Raw genomic sequence first — 15,870 nt, 5'->3', positions numbered from 1 at the left:
TTGCGACGCTAGTGCAGGGACGTTTCAAGAGGGATGGCAGCGCTTCGGCGGAGCCGGAGCCGCACGGCGGGACTGGCCCCATGGCCGTCAGCTCCTCGCCCCAGCACGCCCAGAACCCGGCCCCGGCCGGCGACGGCGCAGAGCGCCCCGGACGCTCGGGCACGACCGGCCCGACGGGTGCGTCGGCGTCGTCGAGCCGGGCTCCGGCGGCCAAGCAGACAGGGAGCCAGGGTCCGTCGGGCTCCGGCTCGCGCATGGCCCTGCGCAACTGGCGCATCTCCACGCGTCTGGTGTCGCTGCTCGCCCTGCCCGTGGTCGCGGCGACCTCGCTGGGCGGGATGCGCATCAGCCAGAGCCTGGACGACATCCAGCAGCTCGACAACATGAAGCTGCTGACGGACATGACCAAGCAGGCCACCGAACTGGCCGCCGCGCTCCAGGAGGAGCGCGACCAGTCCGCCGGCCCGCTGGCGCAGCGCTCCAGCGCGGCCGCCATCACCATCAAGGGCTACCGGGACCGGACCGACCGGGCCCGGGACAACTTCGTCTCCGCGTCCGAGGAGATCGACGCCGCCAGCAAGAACGGCACCCTCCTGGGTGTCCGCCAGACCCTCGTCGGCCTGGCGAGCGACCTCAACGGCCTCACCAAGATCCGCAAGGACGCGTACCAGTCCCAGGAGAACTCGGCCCGGACGGTCGAGAGCTACCACCGGCTCATCACCGAGCTGCTCGCCCTCTCCCAGGACATGGCCGAGGCGACCAGCAACCCGCAGATGATCCAGCGCACACGCGCCCTGGCCGCCTTCTCCTCCGCCAAGGAGTACGCGTCCGTCCAGCGCGCCGTCATCGCCGCCGCGCTGCCGGCCAACAACACCAGCGCCGGCAAGCTCTCGGAGAACGACCGCCTCTACGCCCAGCAGGCGCTGGAGAGCCAGATCTCCGACCTCGACGGCTTCCGCAACATCTACGGGGACGGCTCCGAGGAGCTCATCAAGCCCATCGCAGAGGGCAACCCGACGATCCTGTCCGCGGACACCTACGCCAAGCGCGTCCTGGACCGCCCCGAGGGCCTGGCGCAGGCACCCAAGCGCTCCTACCGCGACTGGGTCGACGACAGCTCCACCAAGATCCAGCAGATGAAGAACATCGAGCACACGCTGCTCGAGGAGATGGAGCAGAAGGCCCGCGAGCTGCGCAGCGCCACCGAGTACGACGCCATCGTCTCCGGTGTGCTGATCCTGCTCGTGCTCGGCGTGTCGCTGGTCGGCGCCTTCGTCGTGGCCCGCTCCATGATCCGCTCGCTGCACCGGCTCCAGGAGACCGCCACCAGGGTCGCCCAGGACCGCCTGCCCGAACTGGTCCGGCAGCTGTCGGAGTCCGACCCGCAGGACGTGGACACGTCCGTGGAGTCGGTCGGTGTGCACTCCCGGGACGAGATCGGCCAGGTGGCCGCGGCCTTCGACGACGTGCACCGCGAGGCGGTCCGCCTCGCCGCCGAGCAGGCCCTGCTGCGGGGCAACGTCAACGCGATGTTCACCAACCTCTCGCGCCGCTCCCAGGGTCTGATCCAGCGCCAGCTGTCGCTGATCTCCGAGCTCGAGTCCCGCGAGGCCGACCCGGACCAGCTGTCCTCGCTGTTCAAGCTCGACCACCTCGCCACGCGCATGCGCCGTAACGGTGAGAACCTCCTCGTCCTCGCCGGTGAGGAGCCCGGCCGCCGCTGGACCCGTCCGGTCCCGCTGGTCGACGTGCTCCGCGCCGCCGCGTCCGAGGTGGAGCAGTACGAGCGCATCGAGCTGGCCTCGGTGCCGGGCACCGAGGTCGCCGGCCGGGTCGTCAACGACCTCGTGCACCTGCTCGCCGAGCTGCTGGAGAACGCGACCTCGTTCTCCTCGCCGCAGACCAAGGTCAAGGTCACCGGTCACGCGCTGCCGGACGGCCGGGTGCTGATCGAGATCCACGACACCGGTATCGGTCTGTCCCCGGAGGACCTCGCCGCGATCAACGAGCGGCTCGCCTCGCCGCCCACCGTGGACGTGTCGGTCTCCCGCCGCATGGGCCTCTTCGTGGTCGGTCGTCTGTCCCAGCGCCACGGCATCCGCATCCAGCTGCGCCCCTCCGACTCCGGTGGTACGACGGCTCTGGTCATGCTGCCCGTCGACGTCGCCCAGGGCGGCAAGAAGCCGGGCGCGGGCAAGCCCGGCGGCCCGTCCGCGGGTGGTCCGGCGGCGGCTGCCGCCGCCGCCGGCGCCGCAGCGGCCCGTCGTCAGAGCGGTCAGCAGGGCGGCGGAGCCCTCGGTGCGGGCGGTCAGCAGGGCGGGGCAGGCCGGCTCGGTGCCGGAGCCGCTCCCCGCGGCCAGGTCGGTGGCGGCCAGGGTCCGCGGGCCGCGCTGCCCGGCGCCGGCCGCCAGGGCGGTCCAAACGGTCCGAACGGACCGCGCGGCCAGCAGGGTCCGGGGCAGCCGCAGCAGGGCCGCCCGGCCTCGTCGGGCATGGCCGGCGGCTTCGGCGGCCAGGCACCCGGCGGGCCGCAGGGTCCGCAGGGTCCCGGTGCGGGCGCTCCGCAGGGCTTCGGCGACGGACACCGCCAGGACACCTTCGGCAGCGCACGCGGTGGCGTGCCCCCGCAGCGCGGAAACGGCGGAGAGACGGGCCGGCAGCCCCAACTGCCGCCGCGCGGTGGCGCGCGGGCCGAGCTGCCGGGCGGCAACGGGCCGTCCCGTACGCCGGGTTGGGGCGACGAGAACGCTCAGGGCCGGGCCGCTCTGGACGCGCCGCGCGGCCACGACGAGCAGGACCCGTCGCAGACCTCCCGGATGCCGCGGATCGACGACCGGCAGGGACCCGGCTCGACGGCCGAGATACCCCGCTTCGACGACCGTCAGGGACCGGGCTCCGCAGCGGATACCTCGGCGTTCCCCCGCCCCGACTTCAACGCCCCCCACCCGGGTGCCAACGACGCCCAGAACACGGGCCAGTTCGTCCGCCCGGACGTCTACGGCCAGGGCGGGCAGAACAACCCCGCCGACACGGGCCGGTTCGCCGCCCAGCAGGGGTATGACAACGCCTCCACAGGCCAGTTCGCCGCCCAGCAGGGATACGACAACTGCTCCACCGGGCAGTTCGCCGCCCAGCAGGGGTACGACAACGGCTCCACGGGCCAGTTCACCCAGCCCGGGCACGACAACGGCGCGCCCGGCCGCAACGCCCACCCGGGCGGCGCCGCCGACTTCGGCGGCCTGCGCGGTCCGGCCGCCCAGCGGCCCCAGCAGCGTCCCGCCCGCCCGGAACCGGGCAACGCGGCTGCCCCGCAGCAGCGGCCGGACGACGCCTGGGCCCTGCCGCCGGCCCCGGGTCCCGGCGACGGCCGTACACCTCTGTTCGACACCCTGGAGACCAACTGGTTCCGCGGTGACCGGCATCAGCAGAGCAGCGAACCGGCTCCCGCCTCGCCGCCGCAGCAACAGCAACAGCCGCAGACTCCTGCGGCCCCCCAGCGTCCCGCCGCCTCCACCTGGCGCACCTCGCCGAACGACGACCTCGTACGGCAGGCCGAGCGTGTCAGGCAGCCGGCTGCGGGCGGTGTCACCACCTCCGGCCTGCCGCGCCGGGTGCCCCGGGCCAACCTCGTCCCGGGCACGGCTCAGCAGCAACAGCACCAGAGCGGTCCGCAGGTCTCGCGTTCGCCTGACGACGTACGCGGCCGGCTGACCAATCTCCGTCGGGGCATCGCACAGGGCCGTCAGGCCGGCACAGGTCAGACGGGCAGTTTCCCGAGCCCCACTCACCAGCAGGAGCGTTAGTTGAGTCCGATGAGCCAGGCGGCACAGAACCTGAACTGGTTGATCACCAACTTCGTGGACAACACCCCCGGGGTGTCCCACACCGTCGTGGTGTCCGCCGACGGACTCCTACTGGCGATGTCCGAAGGGTTCCCCCGCGACCGCGCCGACCAGCTCGCGGCCGTGGCGTCCGGTCTGACCTCGCTGACCGCGGGGGCCTCCCGGATCTTCGAGGGCGGCGACGTGTCGCAGACGGTCGTCGAGATGGAGCGCGGCTTCCTCTTCCTGATGTCCGTCTCGGACGGGTCGTCCCTGGCGGTTCTGGCCCACCCCGAGTGCGACATCGGCCTCGTCGGCTACGAAATGGCGCTGCTCGTCGACCGCGCGGGGGCGGTCCTCACACCCGACCTGCGCGCCGAACTACAGGGCAGTCTGCTGCACTGACCGGCTCCGGCACCATCCACCTCACCAAATCACCGTCCGGCCGCCACAATCCCCCCACCGGCCCCGTCAGACGGCTTGACTGACCGACTTGCTGTCCCGCCCGGAGGATTCATGACCCCGCCCCCCGCCTCTCATGATCCGTACGCTGAGCCGTACGGGGATGAGGGCGACCAGCCGCTGGTACGTCCCTATGCGATGACCGGCGGCCGGACCCGGCCGCGCTACCAGCTCGCCATCGAGGCACTGATCAGTACGACGGCCGACCCGGCAGCGCTGATGGGACTGCTCCCGGAGCACCAGCGGATCTGCCACCTGTGCCGCGAGGTGAAATCCGTGGCCGAGGTCTCGGCGCTCCTCGCCATGCCGCTGGGCGTGGCCAGGATCCTCGTAGCGGACCTCGCGGAGGCCGGCCTGGTGGCCATCCACCAGCCGGGCGGGGACGAGAACAACGGTGGCGCACCGGATGTGACGCTGCTCGAAAGGGTGCTCAGTGGACTTCGCAAGCTCTGACGGGGGCCGGGCGACCACCTCCGCGAAGATTGTGGTGGCGGGCGGCTTCGGCGTGGGCAAGACCACGTTCGTGGGTGCCGTCTCGGAGATCAACCCGCTGCGCACGGAGGCCGTGATGACATCCGCTTCGGCGGGCATCGACGACCTCACCCACACCGGGGACAAGACCACCACCACGGTGGCCATGGACTTCGGCCGCATCACGCTCGACCAGGACCTGATCCTCTACCTGTTCGGCACCCCCGGTCAGGACCGCTTCTGGTTCATGTGGGACGACCTCGTCCGCGGCGCCATCGGCGCCGTCGTACTCGTCGACACCCGCAGGCTCGCCGACTGCTTCCCCGCCGTCGACTACTTCGAGAACAGCGGACTGCCCTTCGTCATCGCCCTCAACGGCTTCGACGGCCAGCAGCCCTACACCCCCGACGAGGTCCGCGAAGCACTCCAGATCGGCCCCGACGCACCCATCATCACCACGGACGCCCGCCACCGCGCCGACGCCAAATCCACCCTCATCACCCTGGTGGAACACGCCCTCATGGCCCGACTGAGGTAGCCGAAGCTCCACGAGCAGCCCCAAGTCGGCAGCGCAATGCGGCAGTTGTCGTAGATGCACCGGAGCCGGCTGTGTCCTTTGACACGGTCGGCCCCGGTGTTCATAACGTTTCGGCAGAGGAATCGCGTGGTATGGCCACGCGTCGCGCACATACGGTGCCGCTGTGCGCACATTCCCCCGGCTTTTTGCCGGGGCTAGCTCTTTATGACCGTTTTATGTGGGACGTGCGTCACGTGGAACCACTCGTTTCCGCTGTTTGGAAGTGCGCATGTTGACGTGCTGGAATGCGTGAACTACCCAATGGTCAAAGACGTACTCACCGGTAGTGGCCGCCTATGGCGGACAGGGTTCTGAGACACTGCGGCACAACGTAGGTGCCGACCGCCGAGAGGTTGTTGGTCGAGTGAGGCGAAGCAAGAACGGCCCCGAGCCGTCGGCCCGGGGCAATTTCACCCCGCCGCCGCGCGGAGCGGCGCCCGCGCACGTGCCCGGTTCGGAGCCGACGGCCGCGCCCACCGCGAGCGGTGGCCGTTTCTCCCCGCGCAACTGGCGGGTGCCGACCCGGCTGAACGCCATCCTGCTCCTGCCCGTGCTGGTCGGCCTGGTCATGGGCGGTTTCCAGGTCAACAGCTCGATCAACACCTGGCAGAACGCGCAGGACGCCGAGCACACCGCTCGCCTGGTGCAGGCCTCGCTGGCCTACGCCGACGCCCTCTATCACGAGCGCGACGTCAGCGCGGCCCCCCTGCTCCAGGGCAAGGGCGAGAACGACCCGGCCGTCACCGAGGCACGCGAGGTCACCGACAAGGCCGCCGACGCCTTCGACCGGGCCGCGCAGTCCATGCCGCACAAGGCCGGGCTGGATCGCCGGCTCAAGCTGTTCCGCGACGCCGAGCCCGAGCTGCAGAAGCTGCGTGCCGCGTCGTTCACCTCCAAGCTGCCCGGCGTGCAGACCGAGGAGGGCTACGTCAAGGTCGCCCACCCGCTGATGGAGTTCGCCAACGAACTCGGCCTGGGCACCGGCAACATCACCTCCTACGGCCGTACCGTCTACGCCATCTCGCTGACCAAGGCCGCGCTGTCGCTGGAGCGCTCGATCGGCATGCACCTGCTGATCAAGCCCGGCCCCGACGCCACCAGCCTGGCCGGCCAGCGCGTCGCCCTGTCCTCCTACGCCTACCTCGAGGGCATCGCCATCGAGGAGTACATCGGCGGCGGCACCCAGGAGGACGCGGACAAGCTGGACGCGCTGAAGAGGGAGATCCAGGCCAACGCCGCGACCATGGCCCAGCAGGCCAAGGCCAAGGACCCGAACTACGTGCCCCCGCCGCAGGATCCGACCCAGATGGTCACGGCGCTGGCCACGCTGAACGGCACGGACCCGGCCGAGCGCGCGGCCCTGGCTCAGAAGGGCATCACGCCCGAGAACTGGTGGGCGGTCAACACCCTCAAGTTCGACGCCTACGGCCAGATCGAGTCGGACATGGCCGACACCGCGGTGAACGAGGCGGCCTCGATCGCCGACAACGCCAAGCAGTCGACGTTCATCACCGGCGCGATCGTCCTGGTCGCCCTGCTCGCCGCCTTCATCCTGGCCGCTCTGGTGGCCCGCCAGATGAGCCGCTCGATGCGCCGGCTGCGCAACGCCGCCTTCGGCATCGCCGAGCAGCGCCTGCCGATGCTGGTCGACCAGCTCTCGCGCACCGACCCCGGCCGTGTCGACACCCGGGTCGCGCCGATCCCGATCACCTCGACCGACGAGATCGGCGAGGTCGCCCGCGCCTTCGACCAGGTGCACCGCGAGGCCGTCCGGCTCGCCTCCGAACAGGCCCTGCTGCGGGGCAACATCAACGCGATCTTCACCAACCTCTCGCGCCGCAACCAGTCGCTGATCGAGGGTCAGCTGACCCTGATCACCGACCTGGAGAACAACGAGGCCGACCCGGACCAGCTGGAGAACCTCTTCCGCCTGGACCACCTGGCGACCCGTATGCGCCGCAACGGCGAGAACCTCCTCGTCCTCGCCGGCGAGGAGCCCGGCCGCCGCTGGGACCAGCCCGTCCCGCTGGTCGACGTGCTGCGCGCCGCCTCCTCCGAGGTGGAGCAGTACGAGCGCATCGAGCTCTCCGGCGTACCCCAGGCCGAGATCCACGGCCGCGCCGTGACCGACCTCGTGCACCTGCTGGCCGAGCTGCTGGAGAACGCCACCACCTTCTCCTCGCCGCAGACCAAGGTCCGGGTCACCGCGACCCGGCTGCCCGACGGCCGGATCATGGTCGAGATCCACGACAAGGGCATCGGCCTGACCGCCGAGGACTTCGCGGACATCAACCACAAGCTGGCCAACCCGCCCACCGTGGACGCCGCGATCTCCCAGCGCATGGGCCTGTTCGTGGTCGGCCGCCTCGCCGACCGGCACGGCATCCGCGTCCAGCTGCGCCCCTCCGGCGAGCAGGCCGGCACCACCTCGCTGGTCATGCTGCCGGACGCGATCACCCATGGCGGTGGCGGCGAACAGGCGCTGGACCGTGACGACTTCACCGTCTCGCAGATCATCCCGGAGCAGAAGATCCCGGGCGAGGACTTCGGGGCTCTCCCGCCGTTGCGCACCGCCGCGGAGCTCGGCTTCGACGACAGCCGGTACGCCGACGCCCCGGACGGCTCCCAGGAGCTGGACCCCGTCGGCCGCTCCCTCAAGCGCGAGGAGCGCCGCGCCGCCCTGGAGGCCCAGACGCACGACCGGCCGACGGGCCCGGAGACGGCCGAGCCGGCCGGGTACCCCGGCGAGCACACCGGGCAGCAGCAGCCGTACGACACCGGCCGGATGCCCTTCCCGGAGCAGGGCGGGTACGACCCGCAGACGCCGTACGAGGAACCGCAGCACTCTGCGTACGACCAGCAGCAGACGGCGTACGACGAGCAGGCCCGGCCGGCGTACGACGAGGGTTACTACGCACCGAACGGCGGTATGCCGCAGGGCGATGCCTACTCGTCCAACGGCGGCTACCCCGACCCCGGCTATGCGGAGCCCGGACAGCAGGAGCCCACGTCGGCGCACGCCGCGGCGCCGGAGGCGTTCGCCGGCTTCCAGGAGCAGTCCTACCAGGACGACTGGCCGCAGCCGGACGGATACCAGAACGGCTACCCGGACCAGTACGCTCCGGAAGCGGAATCCACGCAGGCCGCTGACGTGACCGAGGCGGACCACGTAGGCTTCGAGCGTCCTGGACCGGCCCCCTCCGCCGCCCACGACCTGACCGACGCCGGGCTGCCCCGTCGCGGATCCGTCGCGAGCGGTTCGAACGGCGCGGGGCCCCTGGACCAGGAAGCACCGACCCAGACTTCGGAGAGCGACGGCGACGCCTGGCGTTCGGCGAACGACAATCGCTGGCAGCAGGCCTCGCAGCTCCGCAAGCCCAAGGCAGGCGGAGTGACCTCCTCCGGACTGCCGCGGCGTGTACCCAAGGCCAACCTGGTCGAAGGCACCGCGGAATCAACCCCGCAGGGAGGCCCACAGGTCTCCCGCGCCCCCGAGGACATCCGGGGCAGGCTGAGCAACCTGCGCCGGGGCGTCCAACGAGGACGCAGCGCAGGAATTGACAAGAACGGCCAGGCCACAAGGAATGAACACAGTGGTCCTGACAGCACCTACAACCAGGAGCGTTAGTGTGAGCCCGATGAGCCAGGCGGCACAGAACCTGAACTGGTTGATCACCAACTTCGTGGACAACACCCCCGGGGTGTCCCACACCGTGGTGGTCTCCGCCGACGGACTCCTTCTGGCGATGTCCGAAGGCTTCCCCCGCGACCGCGCCGACCAGCTCGCGGCCGTCGCCTCTGGTCTGACCTCGCTGACCGCCGGTGCCTCGCGCATCTTCGAGGGCGGCAGCGTGAACCAGACGGTTGTGGAGATGGAGCGGGGATTCCTCTTCATCATGTCCATTTCCGACGGTTCCTCACTCGCGGTCCTCGCACACCCCGATGCGGACATCGGCCTCATCGGGTACGAGATGGCCCTTCTGGTGGACCGTGCGGGCACGGTCCTGACGCCGGATCTCCGTGCGGAGCTCCAGGGGAGCCTTCTCAACTAACAGACAGCCGGTGCGTTTTGGCGTCCCGGGGCCGTAAGGTTTCGGGACGCGGCTTCCACCCGTTGGATGCCCGGCACAGTCGGAGGAGGAGAGAACGTGGCAACACCCCCAGGCGGTTCGTCTTCGGGCAACTGGTCGTATGGCCCTGCCCAGGGCCCGAACGACGGTTCGGCGAATTCGTACGGCTTCCCCTCCACCCCCCACCACCGGCAGCCATACGCGCCGCAGGGCCCCGGTCCGTCACCGTACGACCAGCCGCCCGCGCCGCGCATCCAGCCGGTCCAACCCCAGCGACGCACCCCTGAACCGGCGCCCGCGGGGGCATCGAACAACCCCCTGGTGCGCCCGTACGCCATGACGGGCGGCCGCACCAGGCCGCGGTACCAGCTCGCCATAGAGGCACTGGTGCACACCACCGCGCAGCCGCACCAGATGCAGGGCCAGCTGCCCGAACATCAGCGGATCTGCCATCTGTGCCGCGAGATCAAATCGGTGGCCGAGATCTCGGCCCTGCTTTCGATCCCTCTCGGCGTGGCCAGGATCCTCGTCGCCGACTTGGCGGAGGCGGGCCTGGTCGCCATCCATCAGCCCGGCGGCAACGAGAACGCCGGTGGCCAGCCAGACGTGACACTGCTCGAAAGGGTGCTCAGTGGACTTCGCAAGCTCTAGCGGCGGTCCTTCCCGCTCCACCACCTCCGCGAAGATTGTGGTGGCGGGCGGCTTCGGCGTGGGCAAGACCACGTTCGTCGGCGCTGTCTCGGAGATCAACCCGCTGCGCACGGAGGCCGTGATGACATCCGCTTCGGCGGGCATCGACGACCTCACCCACACCGGGGACAAGACCACCACCACGGTGGCCATGGACTTCGGCCGCATCACGCTCGACCAGGACCTGATCCTCTACCTGTTCGGCACCCCCGGTCAGGACCGCTTCTGGTTCATGTGGGACGACCTCGTCCGCGGCGCCATCGGCGCCGTCGTACTCGTCGACACCCGCAGGCTCGCCGACTGCTTCCCCGCCGTCGACTACTTCGAGAACAGCGGACTGCCCTTCGTCATCGCCCTCAACGGCTTCGACGGCCAGCAGCCCTACACCCCCGACGAGGTCCGCGAAGCACTCCAGATCGGCCCCGACGCACCCATCATCATCACCGACGCCCGCCACCGCGCCGACGCCAAATCCACCCTCATCACCCTGGTGGAACACGCCCTCATGGCCCGGCTCCGCTAGCACTCGGGACGAACAAGCAGGCGGCCCTCCCTCATGGGAAGGGCCGCCTGCTTTTTTGCCGGCCCAGGGGGCTCGACCACAGCACGAGTACGACGGAAGAGGGCCCCTCCCAGCGGAGGGGCCCTCTTCCGTCGTGGGCGGCCGGCTCGACCGGCGGCCGGCGGTCTAGCCGTGCCAGCTGTGCGGGGCGCGGAAGCCGTTCTCGCGCTCCAGGCGGCGCCAGCCGGCCTTGGCGCGGCCGCGGTGGGCCGGGGTCGTGTCGGCGGGGCGGGCCGCGGCGCGGGCCAGGAGGATGGCCGTGATGGCTGCGACCTCCTCGGGCTCGGCGTGGCCCTTCTCGACCCGGATGTCTACGTTGTCCATGGGTGTCAGTCTCCGTGGCTGAGGGGTCCGCGGGATGACCGCGGCGAGTCCGCTGTGTTACTGCGGGGGGTTGCCGTGCTTGCGGGAGGGCAGGTCGGCGTGCTTCGCGTGCAGCATCGCCAGGGACTTGACCAGGACCTCGCGGGTGTCCGCCGGGTCGATGACGTCGTCCACCAGACCGCGCTCGGCGGCGTAGTAGGGGTGCATCAGCTCGGCCTTGTACTCCTTGACCATCTTCTGCCGCATGGCCTCGGGGTCCTCGGCCCCGGCGATCTGGCGGCGGAAGATGACGTTGGCCGCGCCCTCGGCGCCCATCACGGCGATCTCGTTCGTCGGCCAGGCGTAGGTGAGGTCGGCCCCGATCGACTGGCTGTCCATGACGATGTAGGCACCTCCGTACGCCTTGCGCAGGATCAGCGAGATCCTCGGCACGGTGGCGTTGCAGTAGGCGTAGAGCAGCTTGGCGCCGTGCCTGATGATTCCACCGTGCTCCTGATCGACGCCGGGCAGGAAGCCGGGTACGTCCAAAAGAGTGACGATGGGGATGTTGAAGGCGTCGCACATCTGCACGAAGCGGGCGGCCTTCTCACTGGCCTCGATGTCCAGGACACCCGCCAGGACCTGGGGCTGGTTGGCGATGATGCCGACGACCTGACCGTCCAGACGGGCCAGCACGCAGATGATGTTCCGCGCCCAGCGCTCGTGGACCTCCAGGTACTCGCCGTCGTCGACGATCTCCTCGATGACCTTGACCATGTCGTAGGGCCGGTTGCCGTCGGCCGGGACCAGGTCGAGCAGGACCTCGGAGCGGCGGTCGACCGGGTCGGCCGACTCCACCCGCGGCGGGTTCTCCCGGTTGTTCTGCGGGAGCAGGGACAGGAGGTAGCGCACCTCGGCGATGCACGTCTCCTCGTCGTCGTAGGCGAAGTGGCACACCCCGGAGGTCTCGGCGTGCACGTCCGCGCCGCCCAGGCCGTTCTGGGTGATCTCCTCGCCGGTGACCGCCTTGACCACGTCCGGGCCGGTGATGAACATCTGCGAGGTCTCGCGGACCATGAACACGAAGTCCGTGAGCGCGGGGCTGTAGGCGGCGCCGCCGGCGCACGGGCCGAGCATCACGCTGATCTGCGGGATGACCCCGGAGGCCTTGGTGTTGCGCTGGAAGATGCCGCCGTAGCCGGCCAGGGCGGAGACGCCCTCCTGGATCCGGGCGCCGGCGCCGTCGTTGAGGGAGACCAGCGGGGCACCGGCCGCGATGGCCATGTCCATGATCTTGTGGATCTTCTTGGCGTGGGCCTCACCCAGCGCGCCGCCGAAGATGCGGAAGTCGTGGGCGTAGACGAAGACCGTCCGGCCCTCCACCGTGCCCCAGCCGGTGATCACACCGTCGGTGTACGGCTTCTTGGCCTCGAGACCGAACCCGCTCGCCCGGTGCCGGCGCAGCTGCTCGACCTCCTGGAAGGAGTCCGGGTCCAGGAGCAGTTCGATCCGCTCCCGTGCGGTCAGCTTGCCCTTGGCGTGCTGTGCCGCGGTCGCCTTCTCGCTGGGGCCCGCCACCGCCTGCGCACGGATTCCGTGCAGCTCGGCGACCCGCCCGCGTGCGTCCGCCGGATCACCCGTCGTCTCTTCCAAAACGGTCATGTAGCGACCTTACGAAGGACACCTGGGAAACCGGGCCGTTGACTCCGTACAGTCTCCGACCCGTTTTCCTGGTGCCACTGAACAGAACCATGACGGCTTGCAGCCCTTCCAACTGCTCAGAGGGCTTCAGCGTTGTGGGGATGCCACAAAGTCACGGCATGGGAGTCTGCTCACATTCGGATCGGGCACATGCCCTCGCTGGAGTGACGCGCAGACCCGGACGGCGGCGCGCTCGCACAGAGCGTAGCCGCCGTCCGGGGGTGTGACGGCGGCGGGTCAGCAGCCGCCGCAGTTGTAGTACAGGACGTCCCAGTGGTTGCCCTCGTCGGCGTAGATGTTGCCGGAGCCCGACTGGTACTGGGGGGCGCCGTCGCCGCGCAGGCCGATGTAGGCGAAGTAGTTCTTGATGTAGTTGGTCACGCAGGTGTTCTTGCCGTAGTCGAGCTTGTAGCCGTTCCAGTGGGAGTAGGTGCCGGAGGCGTGGCCGGTCTCGGTGCCGCCGGTGATGTTGAGGGCGCAGCCGCTGGCCCGCTTGAGCGTCTGGGCCCCTTGTGCGGTGGCGAGGTTGAGCTGGTCGAAGGACGTGCAGGTCGAGACGTTGCGGTTGGAGCAGTTGCCGGACGAGGACCAGGTGATGCCCACGTCGCGGAACATCTGGGTGGCGGTGGCGTGGCTGATCTTGGTGGCGGCGGAGGCCTCGGTGGCCGTGCCGATCACTGCGACGCCGGGGGCGACGACCAGGGCGAGGGCGGTGACTGCCGCGCGGGCCTTGGTGAGCTTGCTGACCTTCGTGGTCTTCATTGGGGAACCTTTCCTGCTGTCGGCCGTGCGTCCTGTGGGGCGGCTGTGCAGGTGATGCAGGGAGATAGTGCCCGAGGTCTACGCGCGTCCGCCAGAGGGCGTAAACGATTACCGTGCGCGATTCGGCAAACACGTGCCGGATGATGTTGAAAGTCGAACGGAATAGGTCTACGGTCGTACTCGTTCACCTCGTTGAATCTTCAACTTACTCGGCGCTCTGTCTCCGCGCCGAGCGACCCACCGTCCTCAAGGAGCACCTCATGGGCATCTTCGGCCGCAAGAACGACACCGCCAACACCACCGCCGCCCCGGCCGCCGTGAACCCGGACCTGGCCGCCCTCACCGGCGACTACACGATCGACCCGTCCCACACCACGCTCGGCTTCGTCGCGCGGCACGCCATGGTCACGAACGTCAAGGGCAAGTTCAACGACTTCACCGGCAGCCTGCACCTGGACGGCACCGACCCCGCCGCTTCCACCGCGTCCATCGACGTCAAGATGGAGAGCATCGACACGGGCTCCGCGGACCGCGACGGCCACCTGAAGAGCGCGGACTTCTTCAAGACCGAGGAGTTCCCGCAGATGACCTTCCGCTCCACCAAGGCGGAGGCCGTGGGCGGCGACGACTACCGCATCACCGGCGACCTGACCATCCTCGGCGTGACCAAGCCGCTCACCATCGAGCTGGAGTTCAACGGCGCCGCCAAGGACCCGTTCGGCAACGAGCGCGTCGGCTTCGAGGGCAAGGCCGAGATCCTGCGCTCGGAGTGGGGCCTGACCTGGAACGCGGCCCTGGAGACCGGTGGCGTCCTGGTCTCCGACAAGATCAAGCTGAACTTCGACATCTCGGCCGTCAAGAACGCCTGAGCCGGACTCAGAAGCCGCCCCCGAAGTCGCCGCCTCCCCCACCGAAGTCGCCTCCCCCTCCGTCGCCGAAGCCGCCGCTGAAGTCGCCCGGGTCGAAGTCCGCGCCCGACAGGTCGCCGCCCTGGTAGGCGCCGAAGTCGCCGTAACCGGTGCCGTAGTCGGCCGCGTACGACGGGGTGGCCATCATGCTGCCGAGCAGCGTGCCGACCAGGAGGCCGGGCAGGAGGCCGCCGCCGAAGTAGCCGCCCGCCCAGGGACCGTACGCGGGGCCGGCGTCCCAGTAGGGGCGTCGGCCCCCGTCGGTGTCGACCTCGCGGACGTGCGGGTCGCGGCCGTCGGCCAGGCGGGCCTGGTCGGCGGCGCACACCGGGACCTGACGGGGCGACCCGCCCGGGGGCGTCCAGGTGGCATCGGTCACCGAGGGACCGTGGCGCGGGTCGAAGAAGCAGGGCGGCCGGCGCTCGGGCAGCGGACGGCCCTCGCGGCGCGCGGCGAGCTGGGCGAGCGAGAACCGCCCGTCCTCCAGAGCCTGGGTCACCGCCCGCACGTCCTCCGGCCTGCGGGCGTCGGCCATGTACTGCTTGGCCTGCTCGTAGGCGTCCAGCGCGCGCTCGTAGTCCGCGCGCATGGCGTCGTCCGCGCCGACCTCCGCGGGATGGAAATCGAGGCGGTCCAGCTCCTCGCCGAAGGCGGTGATGTCCTCGTCGACGACGACCCGCAGTTTCTCCAGCGCGGCCCGCTGCTCCGCCTCCTGACGGCTCCTGCCGCGCCGGACCAGGGCGTACGCGCCCACACCGCCCGCCACCAGGACCGCGCCGGCGGTGATCAGCGCGGTGTTCGAGACCGTGCCGCCGTGCCCGGTGCCGCCCCAGGTGGAGGGCGCCCTGCCGCCCATGTTGGCCAGGGCCCGGTCGGTGAAGTCGGTGAGCTGGGTCCGGGGGCTCTCGCCCTGGACGCTGGTGACGAGATTGCTCACGGCGGTGCGCGGCAGCACCGAGGAGTCGGCGCGGGCGTCGAACCGGTCGCCGAGGCGGACGGCATAGGCGCCTGTGACGCCGGTGGCCGTGCGCAGCTCGGTGAACAGGTTCCGCGTCGGGTAGTTCGCGGGCAGGACGACGATGAACAGGGGTTTTCCGGCGTCCTTGATCCGCCGGGTGAGCGCGGCGGCGTCGGCGGGCGGCAGCTGGGCGGACGCGGCCGGGTCGACGTAGACCGGACCCTTGCGGAGCGCCTCGGCGATCGCGGAGACGCTGGTGGCCGCCGCGACCCGCGGCACGCCGCCCGGCGCCGGCACCCGGGGCACGCCGTCCGGCAGGACGTTCACGACCGGTGCGGCCACGGACCGGGTGGTACCGACCGCCGTCGTCCCGGCGCCCGCGGGTCCCACCGCCGCGACGGCCGCCACGGCGGCGGCGAGGATGAGCAGAGGGCGGAGAAAGACTCGGGCCGGGGTGTCGACCTTCATGCTTAGAAGCTACCCGAAGGCGGACAAAACCGGTTCTTCAGACGGTGGCCGTACACGGAATGGGGGCGTGGCGCCCCCCCCCCCCCGCCCCCCCCCCCCACCCCCCCCCCCCCCCCG

Annotated in this window: 13 protein-coding genes; 9 read left to right on the top strand and 4 right to left on the bottom strand. The window is 70.5% G+C overall.

Translation table 11 applies throughout. From position 1 onward, the window contains the following. Positions 1 to 11 precede the first annotated feature (11 nt). The 8 genes from ABZ818_RS20685 to ABZ818_RS20650 all read left to right on the top strand — a co-directional run bounded on the left by ABZ818_RS20685 (position 12) and on the right by ABZ818_RS20650 (position 10,614). Positions 12 to 3,803 carry a nitrate- and nitrite sensing domain-containing protein gene (locus ABZ818_RS20685; protein ID WP_361416323.1) on the top strand — a complete coding sequence of 1,264 codons (3,792 nt, stop codon included), beginning with the start codon at positions 12 to 14 and terminating at the stop codon, positions 3,801 to 3,803. Between the two features lie 9 nt (positions 3,804 to 3,812). Next, positions 3,813 to 4,226: a roadblock/LC7 domain-containing protein gene (locus ABZ818_RS20680; protein ID WP_007503778.1), complete on the top strand. Its 414-nt coding sequence runs from the start codon at positions 3,813 to 3,815 to the stop codon at positions 4,224 to 4,226. A 111-nt stretch (positions 4,227 to 4,337) separates the two neighbouring features. Beyond that, positions 4,338 to 4,736, top strand: a complete 399-nt coding sequence (locus tag ABZ818_RS20675; protein WP_141358025.1) for a DUF742 domain-containing protein — start codon at positions 4,338 to 4,340, stop codon at positions 4,734 to 4,736. Then, positions 4,717 to 5,292 (top strand): ATP/GTP-binding protein, encoded by a 576-nt coding sequence (locus tag ABZ818_RS20670; RefSeq protein ID WP_361416320.1) that lies wholly within the window; start codon positions 4,717 to 4,719, stop codon positions 5,290 to 5,292. Before ABZ818_RS20675 ends, ABZ818_RS20670 begins: the two co-directional genes overlap by 20 nt. A gap of 403 nt (positions 5,293 to 5,695) precedes the next feature. Then, entirely contained in the window at positions 5,696 to 8,959 is a 3,264-nt protein-coding gene (locus tag ABZ818_RS20665) for a nitrate- and nitrite sensing domain-containing protein (protein ID WP_361416318.1), read from the top strand. A gap of 10 nt (positions 8,960 to 8,969) precedes the next feature. Beyond that, positions 8,970 to 9,383, top strand: coding sequence for a roadblock/LC7 domain-containing protein (locus ABZ818_RS20660; protein WP_055493648.1), 414 nt, complete (start codon positions 8,970 to 8,972; stop codon positions 9,381 to 9,383). Positions 9,384 to 9,479: 96 nt separating this feature from the next. Continuing rightward, positions 9,480 to 10,052 carry a DUF742 domain-containing protein gene (locus tag ABZ818_RS20655; RefSeq protein WP_361416316.1) on the top strand — a complete coding sequence of 191 codons (573 nt, stop codon included), beginning with the start codon at positions 9,480 to 9,482 and terminating at the stop codon, positions 10,050 to 10,052. Continuing rightward, complete coding sequence (locus tag ABZ818_RS20650; RefSeq protein ID WP_361416314.1) at positions 10,033 to 10,614, top strand: ATP/GTP-binding protein; 582 nt, start codon at positions 10,033 to 10,035, stop codon at positions 10,612 to 10,614. The genes ABZ818_RS20655 and ABZ818_RS20650 overlap by 20 nt, the downstream gene beginning before the upstream one ends. A gap of 165 nt (positions 10,615 to 10,779) precedes the next feature. On the opposite strand, the gene ABZ818_RS20645 is transcribed toward ABZ818_RS20650, so the two are convergent. From ABZ818_RS20645 to ABZ818_RS20635, 3 genes are all read right to left on the bottom strand, one after another. Further along, positions 10,780 to 10,977, bottom strand: a complete 198-nt coding sequence (locus ABZ818_RS20645; RefSeq protein ID WP_225079617.1) for an acyl-CoA carboxylase subunit epsilon — start codon at positions 10,975 to 10,977, stop codon at positions 10,780 to 10,782. A 57-nt stretch (positions 10,978 to 11,034) separates the two neighbouring features. Further along, positions 11,035 to 12,618, bottom strand: coding sequence for an acyl-CoA carboxylase subunit beta (locus ABZ818_RS20640; RefSeq protein WP_361416312.1), 1,584 nt, complete (start codon positions 12,616 to 12,618; stop codon positions 11,035 to 11,037). Positions 12,619 to 12,894: 276 nt separating this feature from the next. Beyond that, on the bottom strand, positions 12,895 to 13,419 hold the full coding sequence (locus tag ABZ818_RS20635; protein ID WP_361416310.1) for a hypothetical protein: 525 nt from the start codon (positions 13,417 to 13,419) through the stop codon (positions 12,895 to 12,897). Positions 13,420 to 13,679: 260 nt separating this feature from the next. On the opposite strand from ABZ818_RS20635, the gene ABZ818_RS20630 reads away from it, so the two are divergent. Then, positions 13,680 to 14,288, top strand: coding sequence for a YceI family protein (locus ABZ818_RS20630; protein ID WP_361416308.1), 609 nt, complete (start codon positions 13,680 to 13,682; stop codon positions 14,286 to 14,288). 7 nt (positions 14,289 to 14,295) lie between these two features. Here the strand turns inward: ABZ818_RS20630 and ABZ818_RS20625 are convergent, their stop codons facing one another. Then, positions 14,296 to 15,753, bottom strand: a complete 1,458-nt coding sequence (locus tag ABZ818_RS20625) for a hypothetical protein (protein WP_361416306.1) — start codon at positions 15,751 to 15,753, stop codon at positions 14,296 to 14,298. Positions 15,754 to 15,870 lie beyond the last annotated feature (117 nt).

This window comes from Streptomyces sp. NPDC047453, from assembly GCF_040643155.1.
In the GTDB taxonomy this organism is placed as follows: domain Bacteria; phylum Actinomycetota; class Actinomycetes; order Streptomycetales; family Streptomycetaceae; genus Streptomyces.
This window is presented reverse-complemented; position numbering and strand designations above follow the sequence as displayed.